Source organism: Paraperibacillus esterisolvens (assembly GCF_046237625.1).
In the GTDB taxonomy this organism is placed as follows: domain Bacteria; phylum Bacillota; class Bacilli; order Bacillales; family DSM-1321; genus Paraperibacillus; species Paraperibacillus esterisolvens.
Genome location: NZ_CP143545.1, coordinates 1,142,282 through 1,157,997, shown reverse-complemented (window position 1 = coordinate 1,157,997; position 15,716 = coordinate 1,142,282). Strand labels below are relative to the sequence as shown.

Below are 15,716 nucleotides of genomic sequence, written 5' to 3'. Positions count from 1 at the left end.
CGGTTACCTCCTCAGTCTTGGATCGAGTGCGTCCTGCAGTCCATCGCCGACCACATTAAAGGCAAACATTGTTGCCGAAATGAAGAATGCAGGGAATATCAGCCTCCACCAATGGCCGGTAAGAATGGATGACAAACCATCATTGGCCATCATGCCCCAGCTCGTATAAGGAGATTGAATGCCGAGCCCCAGAAAGCTGAGGAAAGCTTCCGCAAATATGGCGGAAGGTACTGTAAGGGTGATCTGCACAATGATCGGTCCCATCGTATTTGGCAGCAGATTTTTCCGGATGATTCTGGATGTTTTTGTTCCAAAAGATTTTGACGCCAGCACATATTCATAATTTTTGAGCTGGAGAACCTGGCCCCTGACAATCCGCGCCATACTGATCCAGCCTGTAGCTGATAGTGCGATGATGATAGTCAAAAGGCCCGGGCCCATTACAACCATGAGCAGGATGACAACTAAAAGATAAGGTAGTCCATATAAAATCTCTACAATCCTCATCATGATATTATCCGTCCTGCCGCCCTTGTATCCCGATACACCGCCATATATGACTCCGATGAGAAAATCAGTAAGGGCTGCGACAATCCCTACAAATAGTGAGATACGCGCCCCATACCATACTCTTGTGAACATATCCCTTCCGAGCTTGTCTGTCCCGAACCAGTATTCACCAGAGGGTGGAAGGTTTTGATTGCGGAGATTCTGCTCCCCCACTGAATGTGGTGACAGCGAGGGGCCGATGACCGCCATGACCGCCAGCAGTGCAAGGAAAATCAGGCCGGCCATTGCCAGTTTGTTTTTCCTGAGCCTCCTCCATGCATCTTTCCAGTAGGAAAGGCTCGGCCGGACGACAGCCTCCTCCTCCCCCCTATTCTTCTCCCTTGGGACGAACCATTCATCAGGAACTTCGGCTGAAGCAGGTTGATCATGCTGTTTTCTGATTGCCACTTCTATCCCTCCTTTTTCCCAAGCTTAATTCTCGGATCAATGATTCCGTAAGCCAGGTCCACTACATACAGCATGACAATCAAAACGGCACTATAAAAAATGGTTGTACCCATGATGACCGGGTAATCACGCTGATTGATGCTTTCTACGAAGTATTTTCCCATCCCTGGGATTGCAAAGATCTTTTCAATAACGAAAGTTCCTGTCAGGATACCTGCGGCAAGAGCCCCCATCAGGGTTACCACAGGCATCAGTGCATTTCTAAGTGCATGCTTAAATACTATTTTTACTGGTGAAAGTCCTTTGGCCCTTGCCGTCCTGATATAATCCTGTGCAAGTACTTCAATCATGCTGGCACGGGTAAGACGGGCGATGATGGCCATCGGACCGGTGGCAAGTGCCAGGATTGGCAGGATCATATGCTTCGGGCTGGACCAGGTAGCCACAGGCAGGATGGGCCAGTTGACCGCAAACTGCTGGATAAGCAGCGTAGCCATTACGAAATTGGGGACAGATATTCCGAGGACCGCGAATGTCATGGCCAGATAATCAATGATACCGTTATGCCTGAGCGCGGCTGCCACTCCAAGGAGAATTCCGGAGACAGTGGCCGTAAGCAGCGTCCAGAACCCCAGTTCAAAGGAAACAGGGATGCCCCTTCCTATAAGGTCATTGACCGTGAAAGCAGACTGCTTGATGGATGGTCCGAGATCAAAAGTCAGCAGCGATTTTAAATATACTCCGTACTGGACATACAGAGGCTCATCCAGGTGGTAAAAAGATCTTAAATTATTCTGTACAGCCTCGCTCGTGTTCTTTTCAGAGGTAAGCGGACTTCCGGGAACAGCATGCATTAGAAAGAAAGTAAGCGTTATGATCAGCCAAAGGGTGATAAACATGGCGGCGAGCCGCTTTAAAAAGTATGTATTCATAATCCTTCACTTCCTAACAAAATGTCGTCCTCATAGCCAGTTCAGTCATGACCAGCATCGCCTGGTATGCCTCCAAAATGTCTTTTGCCTGGAAGCAGACGCTTGTTGTACCTGGAGTGATTTCCGCCCCCGGCATCAGTGCTGCCCATTCTGCCTGTCCATAATTGGCAAAGTCAATAGTCAACAGCGGCCGGTCCGGAGGACTCAGCGGCCGGATTTTATCACGGTTTTTGATGGCCTCCGCAGTCTTTTCCTTAAGGAGCCTGCCAGCCTTTACAGGTGTCAGCGATTTGGCAGCGGAGCGCGAAATGGATTCTTTCACAACAGCTGTCGTGATCCCCGGAATAAGCTCTTCCGCCTCTCTTGCCGCCCCATCATCGCCGGCTACCATAATTAGAGGCACATCATAATATCCGGCTACATATGCATTGAACCCGAGTTCTCCCAGGGCTTTATCATTGATCCAAAAATTCCTCACCCCAAAGATCATGGAATGGGACATCACACCTGCCTGGGAGGCACGGGCATGATAGCCTGCAAATATAGCCCCCGAAAAAGTGGCATCCAGTCCCTGCACCATGGAATAGGGTTTTACATCACCTGTAATCAGCTGTGTTTCAGGGTGAAGCTTTTCGATCAGCAGATTATTCATTTTTGAATGGCTGTCATTCACAACTACCTCAGTGCATCCAGAGTCGAATGCAGCAGAAATGACGTAATTTGCTTCGTCAGTCATTATATGCCGGCTTCTTTCATAGTTATGCCTCCCCGAATCTACATGAGTATGATCCACCAGGCCTGTAATTCCTTCCATGTCGACAGAGATATAAAGCTTCATGATCCGGTCCTCCCGTAAAATACTTAATATTCTTAAAATTATAAAATATAACATCTATTCTGACAATAGTAAAAAGGTATATGAAAGAAATTATATTTTAACTTTAAGTAAATAAATATTGAAATTAAAATTCAATATTAATAGAAGAAAAAATCATGGGTTTTCTACTTGCAAACCACGCATGAAATAAAGCTTGAGAAGAGCAGGAACAAACACAATAAGCCGGGTGCAGCAGGAATGCCAGTAATATAAATGATGTTACCTGGCTGCAGGAAGCCTATAATACATTCAGCTCTCCCTTTTCCACAGGAAAAACGGCGGCACAGGAGTGCCGCCGTTTTCATTCAGTAACCTGGAGAAAGTCATATTTTTTTAACATAGACAAGCCTTGAGTATGTATGACCGGCTGTCAGCTTTTGTTTCCTGATAACAGTTAACTCTTCCTGATCCAGCTCCTTGATTCTCTGAAGGAGTTCTCTTCTTTCACTATGTATTTCTTCGACAATCTTCTTTTCATAAAATCCAAGCTGTTCGAGTCTTTCTTTCAGGGCCGCTCTTTCATTGAATATCATATCCTCACCCATGCCTTATATGTAATATAGGTTTAGGATAGCATAAATCAAATTGCACCCTTTTTCGTCAATTTATTTAAAATAATGAACATGCTGAAAAAGTTTTCAATTTTTAAGAAAACTTTCATTAAAACAGACAATAAAAAGTGAAAAAAAGATGAATATCAATCAAATTTTCTCAAGTTTTCCTCATCTTTCAACATACATGTATTGTCCGTGTGTTGCTTTTTTCAAATTCTTCTCTTTTTTAGCCAAATTCGTCATAAATAAAGAAATATTTTTAATAGAAACGCCCGTTGCTGATTCTATTTCCTTCTTTATCTGCATCAGGGGGACTGCTGTGGTATGTTTTTTGAGGATATTTAAGGTAGCATCTCTTAATATGAGTGTTTTTTTATGATAGCCTTTGGGAATTTCCTCTTCATACGACTTTGAATCTGTTTCCAGCACATTCTTTTTCCCTTCATCTCCGGCTTTTCGTAACGCATATTCTTCAAGCGAGTATTTCCTTTGCGGCTGATCCCGGTGGGAAGTGATCTCCTTCCCGCTGTCCATAGAGTCAAGCTCCCTCAGCCTATTCAATATTTCTCTGCGCTCCTCGCGGATTTCTTTCATGATCCTTTCCTCTGTCTCCATTAATTGGGCAAGCCGAAGCCTTAATGCATCTCTTTCATTGAACATAAACTCTTCCCCTTTTTAAGGATTTTTTTCGCTTATTCATATTTTCATATATAAAATATATAACTATCATTATTTTCTTGATAATAACATTTTAAAAAAATTATTGTAACTAATCTTTTAAATTTTCTATAACATTAAAGAAATCTAAAAACTATAGTCATACTATCGAGTAAGAAATAGGTAATAAAGCCATAAACAGCATGGATGCCGGACCGCCCTATTATTATAGCTGTCTATCTCTCCAGCATAAAACGAGAGCTGTCCGCTGACTATGCCGCAAATTAACAGAGACAGTACCAGGGGCCTCGTATCCAAAACCGGGTGTATGGCTTCCAGCGGAAATCTCCTAATACAAAACTATGACATTTTTACGAAATTAAATCATTCTAAGTATGCGAAACTACTCCTTATCCGCCGGGACTAAAGATCGAATGAAATAAAATATTGTCAGTCTTTCCTATTATTTGTAACACAACCGTAATATTGCTGTGATGTTTTCGTTATGAAATTTTGTTTATAATAGGTTTAGCAAATCGCACCAGGGGGTAAAATACTAAATTGAAGAAATTAATCGCATTTTTGTCTCTCGCTCTGATGATAGGAAGTGTTACACCTTTAGCTGGTGAAGCTTCCGCTAGCACAAAGGTCACAACTAAATATGTCAATGTCAGCTCCGGAACCTTAAATGTCCGTAAAAGTCCTTCAACTAAACCTAATGCCACTGTTATCGCTAAATTAAAAAAGAACACAGCTGTCACTGTCTATTCAGAATCACGCGGCTGGGCTAAAGTAAAAGCTGCCGGCAAAACTGGGTATGCCAGTTCAAAATATCTAGTATCCAAGAAGACTCCTGCTCCATCCGCCAATTACCGGGCAAAGGCAATTTCTGTTGCCAAAAGCGAACTGGGAACTCCCTATCGCTGGGGCGGAATGACACCAAGCGGTTTTGACTGCTCAGGCCTTATTAAATATTCATTTGGGAAAGCAGGCAAAGTACTTCCCCGCACTGCGGCTGAAATGTACAACAAAGGAACCAGGGTCAACAGCCCTTCGACAGGCGACTTGATGTTCTTCGCACCAAATAAAGCGTCAAGACCTACTCACGTATCCATATATGTAGGAGGCGGCAATATGCTTCATGCCCAGTCTTCATATGGTGTATCTTATTCTAAGACAAGCAATTCTTACTGGAAACCTAAATTTATTGGTGCCAAACGCATCTAATTCCAAGACCAATGGCAGCTGCCATTGGTCTTTTATTTTGCAGATAATTGAAAAAGCATTAACTTATTAAGGATGATTTGCTGACTGAAAGCACCTGCCGTGACAGAAGCTAAGCCGCCTGTAGAAAAGAACTTATATTTTAATCGGATGTTAAGAGGGAGAAATCGATGAAATTTTACATAGCCTCAAGTTTTAAAAATATTGGCCTGGTAAGGAAGCTTGCAGGGGAGCTCCGGGCAGAGAACCACATTCACACCTACGACTGGACGAAAAATTCCCGTGCAGCTTCGTTTTCAGAGCTGAAAAGGATCGGTGAGGAAGAAAAACAGGCAGTATGGGAGTCAGACGTATTCATCCTGATATTGCCTGGTGGCAAGGGAAGTCATATCGAACTCGGCATGGCCATTGGACAGGGAAAACAAATCTGGCTTTATTCACCACCGGATGATGCCAGTTTTTCTCCAGAAAACTCCAGTACTTTTTATCATTTGTCAGAGGTGCAGAGATTTAGGGGTTCCTTTGCTGATTTTATTCAGCATATAAAAAATGAGTCAGCTTAGGCTTCAGTTTTAGATCAAATACAGCCTAAGTTTCTCCTTCTTCCTAAATGGGTAAAATCTAAGACATCCATTTTAAGGAGGTTACCAAAATGGCAGAAAAAAATAAAGAAGAACGCGATGAATATTTTAAGGATAGGGCCGGTACAGACGAGGCAAGATTTCACGTCGTACCCCACGATGAAAAAGGATGGGCTGTAAAAACCGAAGGAAAAGACGAGCCAGAATTGACAACTGGTTCCAAGTCCGATGCGGTTGAGGAAGCAAAGCGCCTGGCTGAAGAAGCCGGCACTATGGCTATCATCCATAATGAACATGGCCGGATTGAAGATCAGATTAATTTTGAAGAATGAGAACACGGCGCCGTTAATTAACGGCGCCGTGTTCTTAGATATAGCCCGCTGAATACAGCAAAGCTAGCTGCCTTTAATTTGTCCCATTAATTTAGTGATATCTTCATCAGCCATCCACAAGGCTTCCTCCACTGTACGGACCTGCATGGAAGACCAATGGTCATACAGCCGGGCTAAATCATTTCGGTCATAGACCACTCCGGCGTAAGTCTGATAAAAGTAGGCAATCAGGATATTTACAACAGGAGCCGGGAGCTTCTGACGCTGCCGCAGCGCTCTCAAAGCCAGCATTTCAAGACCGCGGACATTCCCGTTCGTCAGCTCCCATACCATCTCAAGAGGTGTTTTACTCTTACATGCCGATAAAAACTCCCCATCCTTCAAATTAATAATCATGCGCACTTCTCCCTAAATCATCCTGTTCTAAACTGCACGCATTTTCCCTTGTGATGCAGCCAGGATGGCAGTCTGCAAAGGAATTCACTTTACAGCCTTATTGCAATCTGATGGCTGATGAATTGAGGGCATTTGAAAGTGTAGATTTTATCGATATCTTATCAAATGACAGTCCGAGCTGGACAGCTGTCTGTGCTATTTCCGGACGAAGCCCGGAGAGTGTAGTCTTTACACCGATCAAACTCAGCGCTTCAATCAGCTGAAACAGCTGATGGGCCACCATCGTATCAACCATCACAACTCCGGACAGATCAAGCAGCAGGTTGTTGACCCCAAGGCGGGAACAGTGCTCAAGAGTATTTTCAAGAATGAACTTCGCACGGACTGTATCAATATCCCCGACGAGAGGGAGCAGTGCCACCTCCTGGTTCAGGCTGATGACAGGTGAACTGAGTTCCATGATCAATTCCTGCTGACCCTGCAGCCTTCTCTGGGAATGATTATAATTTTCCTGTGTAAACCAAACGAGGATCCTGCTGAAAGCATTGATTATTATCCGGTACCAGGCATGGAAGTCCTTCCTGGTATATGTGTTTTCGTTTTTTTCAATGAAATCATCAATCAAATCCAAATACTGTTCCTCAGTCCTGAAAAATTCCCTCAAAATATAGTGAATCGGTGTCCTAAGATGCTCTTCATCCTCGGCAATTTTAAGAATCCAGGTTTCCAGTTCATTAATAAAGACTGATTCTTCGAGGATGAATATTTTACAGAAATTAAGGTGAAATTCATAGTTTTGCTTTTTGACTGTTTCGATGACTTCTGGATCCTTAGAAGAATATACTCCTTTTGAATCGGTTTTATCCAGGCTTTCATACCATTGTTCTGTCAGTTTCCATGTATTATCAAGCATAAAATTGTATAATTCCTTGTTTCGGTGCATTATTGCCTCTCCCAACATATGTAAATCGACATAGCTCTACTGTCAGTTTAACTCATTTATAGTAGCATGTCGATTTTAGGGCCGTTGTAGTCATCTCCCCCCGGGTAAAGTGAAGCAAAATAAAAAAGACCCTCCTGCATCCGCAGAAAGGTCCTGGAGAAATCATTCCCCCAGATCTACATTGTGGTAAACCTGCTGTACATCTTCAAGGTCCATCAAGGCATCCACCATCTTTTCAAACAGTGCCTGAGCATCCTCCGGAAGTGTAATATCATTCTGTGCAAGCATAGTCTGCTCTGCCACGGTGAACTCTGTTACACCTGCCGACCGGAATGCCTCCTGGACAGCATGAAGCTGATCCGGTTCTGCATAGACGATGATCTGCTCTTCTTCTTCAAGGATATCCCGGACATCCAGGTCTGCTTCCATGAGCAGTTCGAGAACTTCCTCAGAATTCTTCCCTTCAACCCCAATCACTGCCACAGCATCGAACATATAAGAAACCGACCCGCTTACGCCCATATTGCCGCCGTTCTTGCCGAAGGCTGCCCTTACATCTGACGCGGTCCTGTTTACATTGTTAGTCAGCGCATCGACAATGACCATGGAGCCGCTCGGCCCAAAGCCTTCATAACGGAGCTCGTCATAACTTTCCTCCGATCCGCCCTTTGCTTTTTCTATCGCCCTGTCAATGATTGCCTTGGGAACGCTGTAGGTCTTCGCGCGCTCCAATACCATCCGGAGGGCCTGGTTTGATTCGGGATTCGGCTCTCCCTGCTTAGCCGCCACATATATCTCGCGTCCGAACTTTGCATATATTCTGCTTGTATTGGCATCCTTTGATGCTTTCTTTTCTTTTATGTTATTCCATTTGCGGCCCATATGGTTTCACTCTCTTTCATTACTTGTTGCTGTATGGATAATAACAGCACTTTATTTCCATTATACCTCATTTCAGGGTCCCATCCTAAATAAAAAGCCCCTTTTCCGCCTTATATAAACAAAAAGCAAACATGAGTTTTCCACTCCCCGCTCCCTCACCAATCTTGGAAAGGAATTAGACGAGAGCAGTAACAATCACAATAATGCGGCGGTGCGTTGGAGCGGAGTAAGGCGCAGGCAGGTATGCCGGCAAGATAAATGATAGACATACAAGGATGGAGGAAGCCTTATTATACATGCAGCTCCGCCCCTCTTCTACAGAAAAAGGATGACGGCCAGTCTGCCCCGGCTTATAGTTATTATAAAAGCTGTTGATGTCTGAATATTCCGAGCGGTCCTTCCGGGTCAGGCAGAAAGCATTAGACAAATATAATAGAAGACAGGGGAAGATGTTTATGAAATATGATGCGATTATTGTAGGTGCCGGGCTTGCCGGCCTGACCGCTTCCGCTGAACTGGCTGATGCGGGCAAAAGTGTACTGCTGGTTGATCAGGAACCGGAAGCTTCCCTTGGCGGCCAGGCCTGGTGGTCATTCGGGGGACTTTTCCTGGTGAATTCACCAGAACAGAGAAGGATGGGGATAAAAGACTCCTATGAGCTTGCATTGCAGGACTGGATGGGTTCAGCCGGCTTTGACCGGGAGGATGAAGATCACTGGGGGAAAAAGTGGGCTGAAGCTTATGTAGAATTTGCGGCAGGCGAAAAACGGGAATGGCTGTATAAGCAGGGCATCCGTTTTTTCCCTGTAGTGGGCTGGGCGGAACGGGGAGGCTATACAGCGGAAGGCCACGGCAATTCTGTCCCCCGCTTCCATATTGTCTGGGGAACCGGGCCCGGAATCGTAAAACCCTTTGAACTCAGAGTCCGGAATGGAATAAGAGCCGGCCATACCGTCTATCTGCCCCGCCACCAGGTGGATGAGATCATTATGGATAACGGTGCCGCCGTGGGTATACGGGGAACTATCCTTGTAGAGAGCGATGCAGAACGCGGGGTCGAAAGCTCGCGTAAAGCCGCAGGTTCCTTTGAATATTTTGGGGAAGCGGTCATCATCACAAGCGGAGGCATCGGCGGGAATCATAAACTTATCAGGAAAAACTGGCCGGAAAGGCTTGGTTCCCCTCCAAAAACGATGATATCAGGTGTTCCTAAGCATGTGGACGGAAGAATGCTCGAAATAACCGAACGGGCAGGCGGCAGAATCGTCAATAAGGACCGGATGTGGCACTATACAGAAGGTATAAAGAATTGGGACCCTGTCTGGCCGAACCACGGCATCCGGATTCTGCCCGGCCCTTCCTCCATCTGGCTGGATGCAGAAGGAAAACGGTTCCCAGCCCCTAACTTCCCTGGCTTTGATACACTTGGTACGCTGGAGGCCATTCAGTCGACTTCTTATGATTATTCCTGGTTTATACTGACACAGAAGATTATCGAAAAAGAGTTTGCCCTGTCCGGCTCTGAACAAAATCCCGACTTGACAGGCAAGAGCATTAAGAAGGTACTCTCCCGTGTACTCCCAGGGCCTTCTGCACCTGTTAAAGCCTTTATGGATAAAGGGGAAGACTTTGTCATTGCCTCCTCTCTTACAGAACTGGTTGCCGGGATGAACAAACTGGCAGGAAACTCACTTCTTGTTAAAGATGAAATAGAAAGACAACTCCTCGCCCGCGACCGGGAAATGGACAATTCCTTCTCGAAGGACCTTCAAATCACAGCACTCCGGGGTGCGCGGAATTATCTTGGGGACAGGCTCATACGTGTCGCTTCTCCCCATAAGATTCTTGATCCGGCAATGGGTCCCTTGATTGCTGTGCGCCTCCGCATAGTCAGCAGAAAGACTTTGGGCGGACTTCAGACCGACTTGTCCGGACGAGTTCTGGATCCATTTGGCAATGCCATCCCCGGTCTTTATGCAGCCGGGGAGGCTGCCGGGTTTGGAGGCGGGGGCATCCATGGCTACCGGTCCCTGGAAGGCACTTTCCTTGGCGGCTGTTTATTCAGCGGCAGACAGGCCGCCCGATCGCTGCTTTAACAGCATGGCGTGTAAGGGCCCGGCTCATTGCAGCGGACCCTTTCCTGCATTATAATGCAAGATAACACGACCATAAGGAGGGGCTGTCCATGAATGATATTGAAAAATTAACTGAATTGATCCGACAGGCAGAAAGCATAACCTTCCTGACTGGTGCAGGCATCAGTACAGAGTCAAACCTGCCCGATTTCCGCAGCTCAAAAGGACTATGGACGAATAATCAAAGTTTTGAAAGCCTGATCTCCCGCTCATACTATAAAAACAATCCAGCTGGTTTTTGGAAAAACTATAAAGAAATTTTCGCCATGAAGCTTCTTGATTCATATGAACCGAACCGGGGGCACGAGTTTATTACCTTTCTTCAGGATATGGGCAAAAACGTAGTGGTTATCACTCAGAATATCGACGGCCTCCATGAGAAGTCAGGTACAAGCAGGATACTCGAGGTGCACGGCACCCTGAAGACTGCATCCTGTCTTTCATGCAGTGCAAAATATGATTTAAATTATATCAATGAACAGGCAGTTCCCCGCTGCTCCATCTGCGGGACAATATTGAAGCCGGACGTCGTTTTATTCGGAGATCCCATCCATCATTGGGACCAGGCGGCAGTGGCGGCGGAGACTGCCGATTTATTCCTTGTTATGGGTTCTTCACTTGAGGTTGGGCCAGTTAATTTCCTTCCTGCCATCGCCCACACAGCCGGAATCCCCATGGCAATCATCAACAAGGAAAGAACACAATCCGATGATCTATTTGATATTAAAATTCATGCAGGAATTGGAGAAACAGTACAACAAATCAGAGAAGCCTTTTGATAACGGGCTTCTTTTTTTGACTCAGGTCTCCCATGGTATCCTTATCAATTCGGCTTTTATGCAGGCAAATGAAGGTCAGAAACTGCTCAAAAAAATTGCAGATGCCGGAAATGGCGAATTTACATATGTGAATTCTGAAAGAGAATTGAAGAAGTATGTGAGAAAGCAATATGGAGCCCTGCAGGAGGAATGGTTCCAGTGGAAGGAAGCCGAAAAAGAAGCTCCTTATGCACAGAAGGAAGAAAAAACTTGCCTATGATACGAAGGACATCATGAAAGCCAAAAGTGAACAGGAAAAGAAACGGCTGAAGGCTGCCCATGAATATATGAAGAATAAATATAAGGATGACATAAGCCACCCTGTACGGGATACATTTTCCCTATTATTGATTATTCCGGTGATGTATGGTCCTAGTTGTAATGGAAATCCCCGGGAAGTTCTGTGAGCCGAGGGATAACAATATAAGATGGAGGGAACATGGGAATGCATTCCGACATTCCCCGTTAAATGCGCCTTCTTCACTGATCATTCTGCATCTAGTGAAGCATAGAACAATGATATAAGAACCATTCGCTGTTTTATTGAAGACAAGTTTTGTGATCTTGTCTCTTTTTTTCTATATTATTATTATGATCCTTACACCTGCTGCTTTGAGTATCCGATAGCACTGCTGATAAGCTGGATATCAGCCAGGATGGCTTTCTTTATATGAGGGAGTCTGCATCTTCTATATTCATCAAGCAGGCGGTCAAGCTCCTGCAGAAAGACCAGGCATTCAGCATTATTTTTCATAAGGCACCCCTATCTGTTCAGGCTGTCACGTCTCATCCGACTACTACTTTATACCCATATTATACATATGTAGACACCATTTGTTAAGGAAATTCTATTAATTAGATATTACGTGCTTTACCCATGCCATAGATCGGCTAATGTTATGCAGGCAAGGAGAATGATCATCAGACCTGCTGCTTTGTTAATTAACGGAAGATGGCCTGAAAATTTGCTGCGGAATTTGCTGATTATGATAACCAGTAAAGCCCACCAGGTGGATGCTCCCAAAAAAACCCCAGTTAAGAGAGCTGCACCATGGGCAGACGCCCCTGCTTCCCCGGCAGCACCAATTCCGGTGAACATCACAGCGAAATTAAGAATCGTTGAAGGATTTGTCAGCATAAGTAGAAGTGTGGCTGCAAACATTTGATATGGAGTCCTGCCTTTTAGAACCGCTCCTGAAGCTGGTTCTTCTTTCATAAAGGCTCTTATCCCGATATAAATTAAAAATATGGAACCCATAATACTCAAATACATTTCATATTTTATCAGGAAGGAAGATATAGTTGAGAAACCCAGAACAGCTGCTCCCGCATACAGCAGATTAGCCGCAGCCGCCCCGAATCCGGTGGCAAATCCAGCCTTCCTGCCTAAATCCAATGTACGCTGAATACATAATAAACCAATTGGCCCAAGCGGGGCTGATACGGAAAAACCGAGAATGAGGGCTTTTAAGAATAACATGCTGTCTCTCCAATTCTTTTCATTTTCATTATACTAATATATCTTAATTCACCGGGTAGTTAAATGATTTAAAAATGCTAAATTTAAGCACTTCTTCAGGCCTCCTTCAACATTCAGAAAACACAACAAAAAAAAACTGCCTGCGGCAGTCTCATCATTGATTTTCATAGATATATATTTTTCCATCTTCCGGTATCCTGAATTTAGGTCCTGTAAAGCGCCTTTTGACCAGGGCTTTCAGCATGAACATCATGACTCCCTCCATGCCCCACTATGAGTACATCTGCTCTTACCTCGGATCATCTTAAAATGGCGCAGCAGTCCCACATTCATTTACTTTCCCTCGCAAATTTAAATGCAGTATTGCAATAATCAATTAAGTAATGCAAGAACTGGATGGCCTGGTCAATTTCGTCCCGGGCCGGCCGATTCAGACTACCCGGCAGCCCGCGGCGGATTTCAATGGCGGAGCGGATGATGGGATGCCACTCCACCGGCAGGGAATTTAGCCCATATTCCCCTGCCCCTATTTTAGAGATAATTTTATTTTCCTTAAGTGTGTAAAACTGTCTAAGCACTCCCAGGACCGACCAATCAATCTCTTCATTTATAACAGCAAGGGGCAGCTGCCCAATATCCTCAAAATGTTTTTTCATATCCATGACCCTTGGTCCCCAGTAACTGTTCATATTGTCCATTACATAGGCAGCTGTCTCTCCTGGGTCCAGGTGAACCTCTAGATCCTTCCACGGGATACCAGTTATCGTGATGCCATTGGAGTTTAAGATGAGTTTGGTGACCGGGTTGTATGCATGGCCGGGAACGAGCGCTCCTGATTGATAGGTGAAGGTTTGGCCCTCCTTAGGAATGCCGCTTATATCCCTCTGCAGTATATAACTTCCATCCAGTTCACAATCATGATTTTCTGCCAGAATTCTGTGTATACCCCTTAACACTTCAACCTCACCAGAATCCAGGGAACGGCTCGTCAATGCCAGAAAATCAATATCGCTGCCGGGCCCGAATGCACCAAGTGCAATTGAACCATGAAGATACAGTCCATTTAATACAAGCGGAAGCCTTCTCTCCATCAATTCCGTAAATTCCTCTATTACCTGCCGGGCAGGAATCGGTATATGTACCATCCAAAATCTCCTATGATATATTTTACATACAGAATTGCCTCTCATTTTTCTTTTTTCTACAGACTATCTCTCTATTAAAAACCAGCCGGAAGGTCTTTCTGCCAGGAAATACCCTGCCCATGTGTAATTCACTGAGTCATATCTATTACTTTTTCTGCTACAGACCATGGCCGTATATCCAGTCTTGGAAAATCGCCAATGCTTACCCAGAGGGGCTGATATGTTCCTCTATCTCTTTCCGGATCGGTATATTCCTTTCCCTCGCCTGAGATTATTTCACCATTATTGATTTCTGCAAGATAATAATGCTGTGTTCCCTTAAACTCCAAGCTCATAAAGAAATCTTTGATATTGATAGAAACGCCGATTTCCTCCATGCATTCCCTGATGGCTGCTTCTTCCGCGCTTTCTCCTGCCTCGATCCCGCCTCCGGGAAACACGTAGTATACTTCATTTTCTCTCTTCCTTCTAATCAGCACCGCTCTGCTATTATGGAGAATGACGGCCGCACTTCTTTTCCTCATGAAGTTCCCTCCTATTTTAATGCATCAGCGTACATTAAGTTTCTTTTATCAATAAATGCAGAAATAACGACAACATTAACATTTCAATATAATTTCTTTAAATCCTTTTTTCCGCATAAAAAACCTCCTTCCATTTCTGGATGAGGGACTATTCTCAGTCTTCCAGCAGCCCTTCTCGATCCGTGGCAGTGGGAGGCTGTTCAAGCCATTCATTTTTTATCATGATATTTGCGCCGTCCTCCGCAAACAGGGAAATTTCTGCAAGAAGCCGGGCATAATCAATACTAAGATCCAGCCTCGGACTCATGGCTGATGACTGACTGTAAAAGCCGATACTCAGCGCTGTAAGAGCAGTCGTAAAGAACAGAGTCAATTTATCAGAAAAAGTAAATTCGGTTGACTGTTCCGGTTCCTGCCCCCAGGACTCTGAAACCGGCATGCCGCCTTCTTGAAGGGAGTCACGAAAGATCTCTTTATGTTTCCGGGATATTTCAACACCCCTCCGGAAGTAGGCCTTGACGTCTTTCGACCTGGCAACCTGTGCAAACCCCAGCAGGGCCGCTTCCCCCAGATTATTACGCTGGAAATTCAAGTATAGATGGGCAATCTCCAAGGATGTCATCGGCCTTTTTTTCTTCAGCCCTTTCAGAAAACTCTTCCTCGCAACAAAGTCTATTTTTTGGGGAACCGGGATATATGGCGCCCTCTGATAAACACCTTTAGCTAGCTGTAAACTCTTTGAGCGTTCCTGAATTTCCATGGCGTCAGATATGCATTTTTTATAGAAAAGAAAAATATCTTTTCGAACTGCCAGATTCAAACTCAGACTATAACCAACCAGCGCTATATTGGACATTTGGCTTGTAAAATTCAAATAAAAAATGTCAGTGAACAGCCGTGGGGAATCAAGGTCTGCATCTTCTTCTTTGAAAGCATATGGAATTGCATGATTTTCCTTTTTATAAACTGCCTGGATGAAGGTAATATGTTCTTCAGATATTTTTTTTGCATAGAGCAATAGAGCAATAGATCTTTCACTTCTGGATCATCCACTCTGGCCAGAAATTGATTCAACATGCACAATAATGCACTGTCATTCATATAAGCGGACCAAAGCTGTGATAATTCCCCTGATGTTAAATGGATATTTGTATGTTCCATTATCCACCTGCCCGTTTCTTTTTCTGCTTATCATTTCCGTTACAATCATATTTATGAACCCTGGCAAAATAAAAAAGCCCCCAGCACTTGGGAACTTCTATGTCTTTCAGACTTTCAG

Annotated in this window: 19 protein-coding genes; 6 read left to right on the top strand and 13 right to left on the bottom strand. The window is 44.6% G+C overall.

The window, feature by feature from the left end:
* Nucleotides 1–3 precede the first annotated feature (3 nt).
* From V1501_RS05905 to V1501_RS05885, 5 genes are all read right to left on the bottom strand, one after another.
* Nucleotides 4–957, bottom strand: coding sequence for an ABC transporter permease (locus V1501_RS05905; RefSeq protein WP_409291905.1), 954 nt, complete (start codon nucleotides 955–957; stop codon nucleotides 4–6).
* Between the two features lie 2 nt (nucleotides 958–959).
* Nucleotides 960–1,889: an ABC transporter permease gene (locus tag V1501_RS05900; RefSeq protein WP_409291904.1), complete on the bottom strand. Its 930-nt coding sequence runs from the start codon at nucleotides 1,887–1,889 to the stop codon at nucleotides 960–962.
* A 13-nt stretch (nucleotides 1,890–1,902) separates the two neighbouring features.
* The gene (locus V1501_RS05895) at nucleotides 1,903–2,727 is read right to left on the bottom strand and encodes a M55 family metallopeptidase (protein ID WP_409291903.1); all 825 of its coding nucleotides are present in this window, start codon (nucleotides 2,725–2,727) and stop codon (nucleotides 1,903–1,905) included.
* A 362-nt stretch (nucleotides 2,728–3,089) separates the two neighbouring features.
* Complete coding sequence (locus V1501_RS05890; RefSeq protein WP_409291902.1) at nucleotides 3,090–3,299, bottom strand: hypothetical protein; 210 nt, start codon at nucleotides 3,297–3,299, stop codon at nucleotides 3,090–3,092.
* Between the two features lie 189 nt (nucleotides 3,300–3,488).
* Complete coding sequence (locus tag V1501_RS05885) at nucleotides 3,489–3,980, bottom strand: hypothetical protein (RefSeq protein ID WP_409291901.1); 492 nt, start codon at nucleotides 3,978–3,980, stop codon at nucleotides 3,489–3,491.
* Between the two features lie 558 nt (nucleotides 3,981–4,538).
* On the opposite strand from V1501_RS05885, the gene V1501_RS05880 reads away from it, so the two are divergent.
* The 3 genes from V1501_RS05880 (at nucleotide 4,539) to V1501_RS05870 (ending at nucleotide 6,114) form a co-directional block, all read left to right on the top strand.
* The gene (locus tag V1501_RS05880) at nucleotides 4,539–5,204 is read left to right on the top strand and encodes a C40 family peptidase (RefSeq protein ID WP_409291900.1); all 666 of its coding nucleotides are present in this window, start codon (nucleotides 4,539–4,541) and stop codon (nucleotides 5,202–5,204) included.
* A gap of 167 nt (nucleotides 5,205–5,371) precedes the next feature.
* Nucleotides 5,372–5,764: a group-specific protein gene (locus tag V1501_RS05875; RefSeq protein WP_409291899.1), complete on the top strand. Its 393-nt coding sequence runs from the start codon at nucleotides 5,372–5,374 to the stop codon at nucleotides 5,762–5,764.
* 89 nt (nucleotides 5,765–5,853) lie between these two features.
* The gene (locus V1501_RS05870) at nucleotides 5,854–6,114 is read left to right on the top strand and encodes a DUF2188 domain-containing protein (protein ID WP_409291898.1); all 261 of its coding nucleotides are present in this window, start codon (nucleotides 5,854–5,856) and stop codon (nucleotides 6,112–6,114) included.
* 63 nt (nucleotides 6,115–6,177) lie between these two features.
* Here V1501_RS05870 and V1501_RS05865 read toward each other — a convergent pair whose 3' ends face one another.
* From V1501_RS05865 to V1501_RS05855, 3 genes are all read right to left on the bottom strand, one after another.
* Nucleotides 6,178–6,510: a hypothetical protein gene (locus tag V1501_RS05865; RefSeq protein WP_409291897.1), complete on the bottom strand. Its 333-nt coding sequence runs from the start codon at nucleotides 6,508–6,510 to the stop codon at nucleotides 6,178–6,180.
* Between the two features lie 97 nt (nucleotides 6,511–6,607).
* The gene (locus V1501_RS05860) at nucleotides 6,608–7,453 is read right to left on the bottom strand and encodes an STAS domain-containing protein (RefSeq protein ID WP_409291896.1); all 846 of its coding nucleotides are present in this window, start codon (nucleotides 7,451–7,453) and stop codon (nucleotides 6,608–6,610) included.
* Between the two features lie 162 nt (nucleotides 7,454–7,615).
* Nucleotides 7,616–8,335 carry a YebC/PmpR family DNA-binding transcriptional regulator gene (locus V1501_RS05855; protein ID WP_409291895.1) on the bottom strand — a complete coding sequence of 240 codons (720 nt, stop codon included), beginning with the start codon at nucleotides 8,333–8,335 and terminating at the stop codon, nucleotides 7,616–7,618.
* A gap of 455 nt (nucleotides 8,336–8,790) precedes the next feature.
* On the opposite strand from V1501_RS05855, the gene V1501_RS05850 reads away from it, so the two are divergent.
* The 3 genes from V1501_RS05850 to V1501_RS05840 all read left to right on the top strand — a co-directional run bounded on the left by V1501_RS05850 (nucleotide 8,791) and on the right by V1501_RS05840 (nucleotide 11,695).
* Nucleotides 8,791–10,431 carry an FAD-binding dehydrogenase gene (locus V1501_RS05850; protein WP_409291894.1) on the top strand — a complete coding sequence of 547 codons (1,641 nt, stop codon included), beginning with the start codon at nucleotides 8,791–8,793 and terminating at the stop codon, nucleotides 10,429–10,431.
* 89 nt (nucleotides 10,432–10,520) lie between these two features.
* Entirely contained in the window at nucleotides 10,521–11,249 is a 729-nt protein-coding gene (locus V1501_RS05845) for an NAD-dependent protein deacylase (RefSeq protein WP_409291893.1), read from the top strand.
* A 227-nt stretch (nucleotides 11,250–11,476) separates the two neighbouring features.
* Nucleotides 11,477–11,695, top strand: coding sequence for a hypothetical protein (locus V1501_RS05840; RefSeq protein WP_409291892.1), 219 nt, complete (start codon nucleotides 11,477–11,479; stop codon nucleotides 11,693–11,695).
* A gap of 191 nt (nucleotides 11,696–11,886) precedes the next feature.
* Here the strand turns inward: V1501_RS05840 and V1501_RS05835 are convergent, their stop codons facing one another.
* From V1501_RS05835 to V1501_RS05815, 5 genes are all read right to left on the bottom strand, one after another.
* The gene (locus tag V1501_RS05835) at nucleotides 11,887–12,042 is read right to left on the bottom strand and encodes a hypothetical protein (protein WP_409291891.1); all 156 of its coding nucleotides are present in this window, start codon (nucleotides 12,040–12,042) and stop codon (nucleotides 11,887–11,889) included.
* A 117-nt stretch (nucleotides 12,043–12,159) separates the two neighbouring features.
* Nucleotides 12,160–12,768 carry a LysE family translocator gene (locus tag V1501_RS05830; RefSeq protein ID WP_409291890.1) on the bottom strand — a complete coding sequence of 203 codons (609 nt, stop codon included), beginning with the start codon at nucleotides 12,766–12,768 and terminating at the stop codon, nucleotides 12,160–12,162.
* A 329-nt stretch (nucleotides 12,769–13,097) separates the two neighbouring features.
* Complete coding sequence (locus tag V1501_RS05825) at nucleotides 13,098–13,913, bottom strand: aminoglycoside adenylyltransferase domain-containing protein (RefSeq protein WP_409291889.1); 816 nt, start codon at nucleotides 13,911–13,913, stop codon at nucleotides 13,098–13,100.
* 128 nt (nucleotides 13,914–14,041) lie between these two features.
* Nucleotides 14,042–14,437 (bottom strand): NUDIX domain-containing protein, encoded by a 396-nt coding sequence (locus V1501_RS05820; RefSeq protein WP_409291888.1) that lies wholly within the window; start codon nucleotides 14,435–14,437, stop codon nucleotides 14,042–14,044.
* Nucleotides 14,438–14,591: 154 nt separating this feature from the next.
* Entirely contained in the window at nucleotides 14,592–15,455 is an 864-nt protein-coding gene (locus tag V1501_RS05815; RefSeq protein ID WP_409291887.1) for a DUF3231 family protein, read from the bottom strand.
* Between the last annotated feature and the right edge of the window lie 261 nt (nucleotides 15,456–15,716).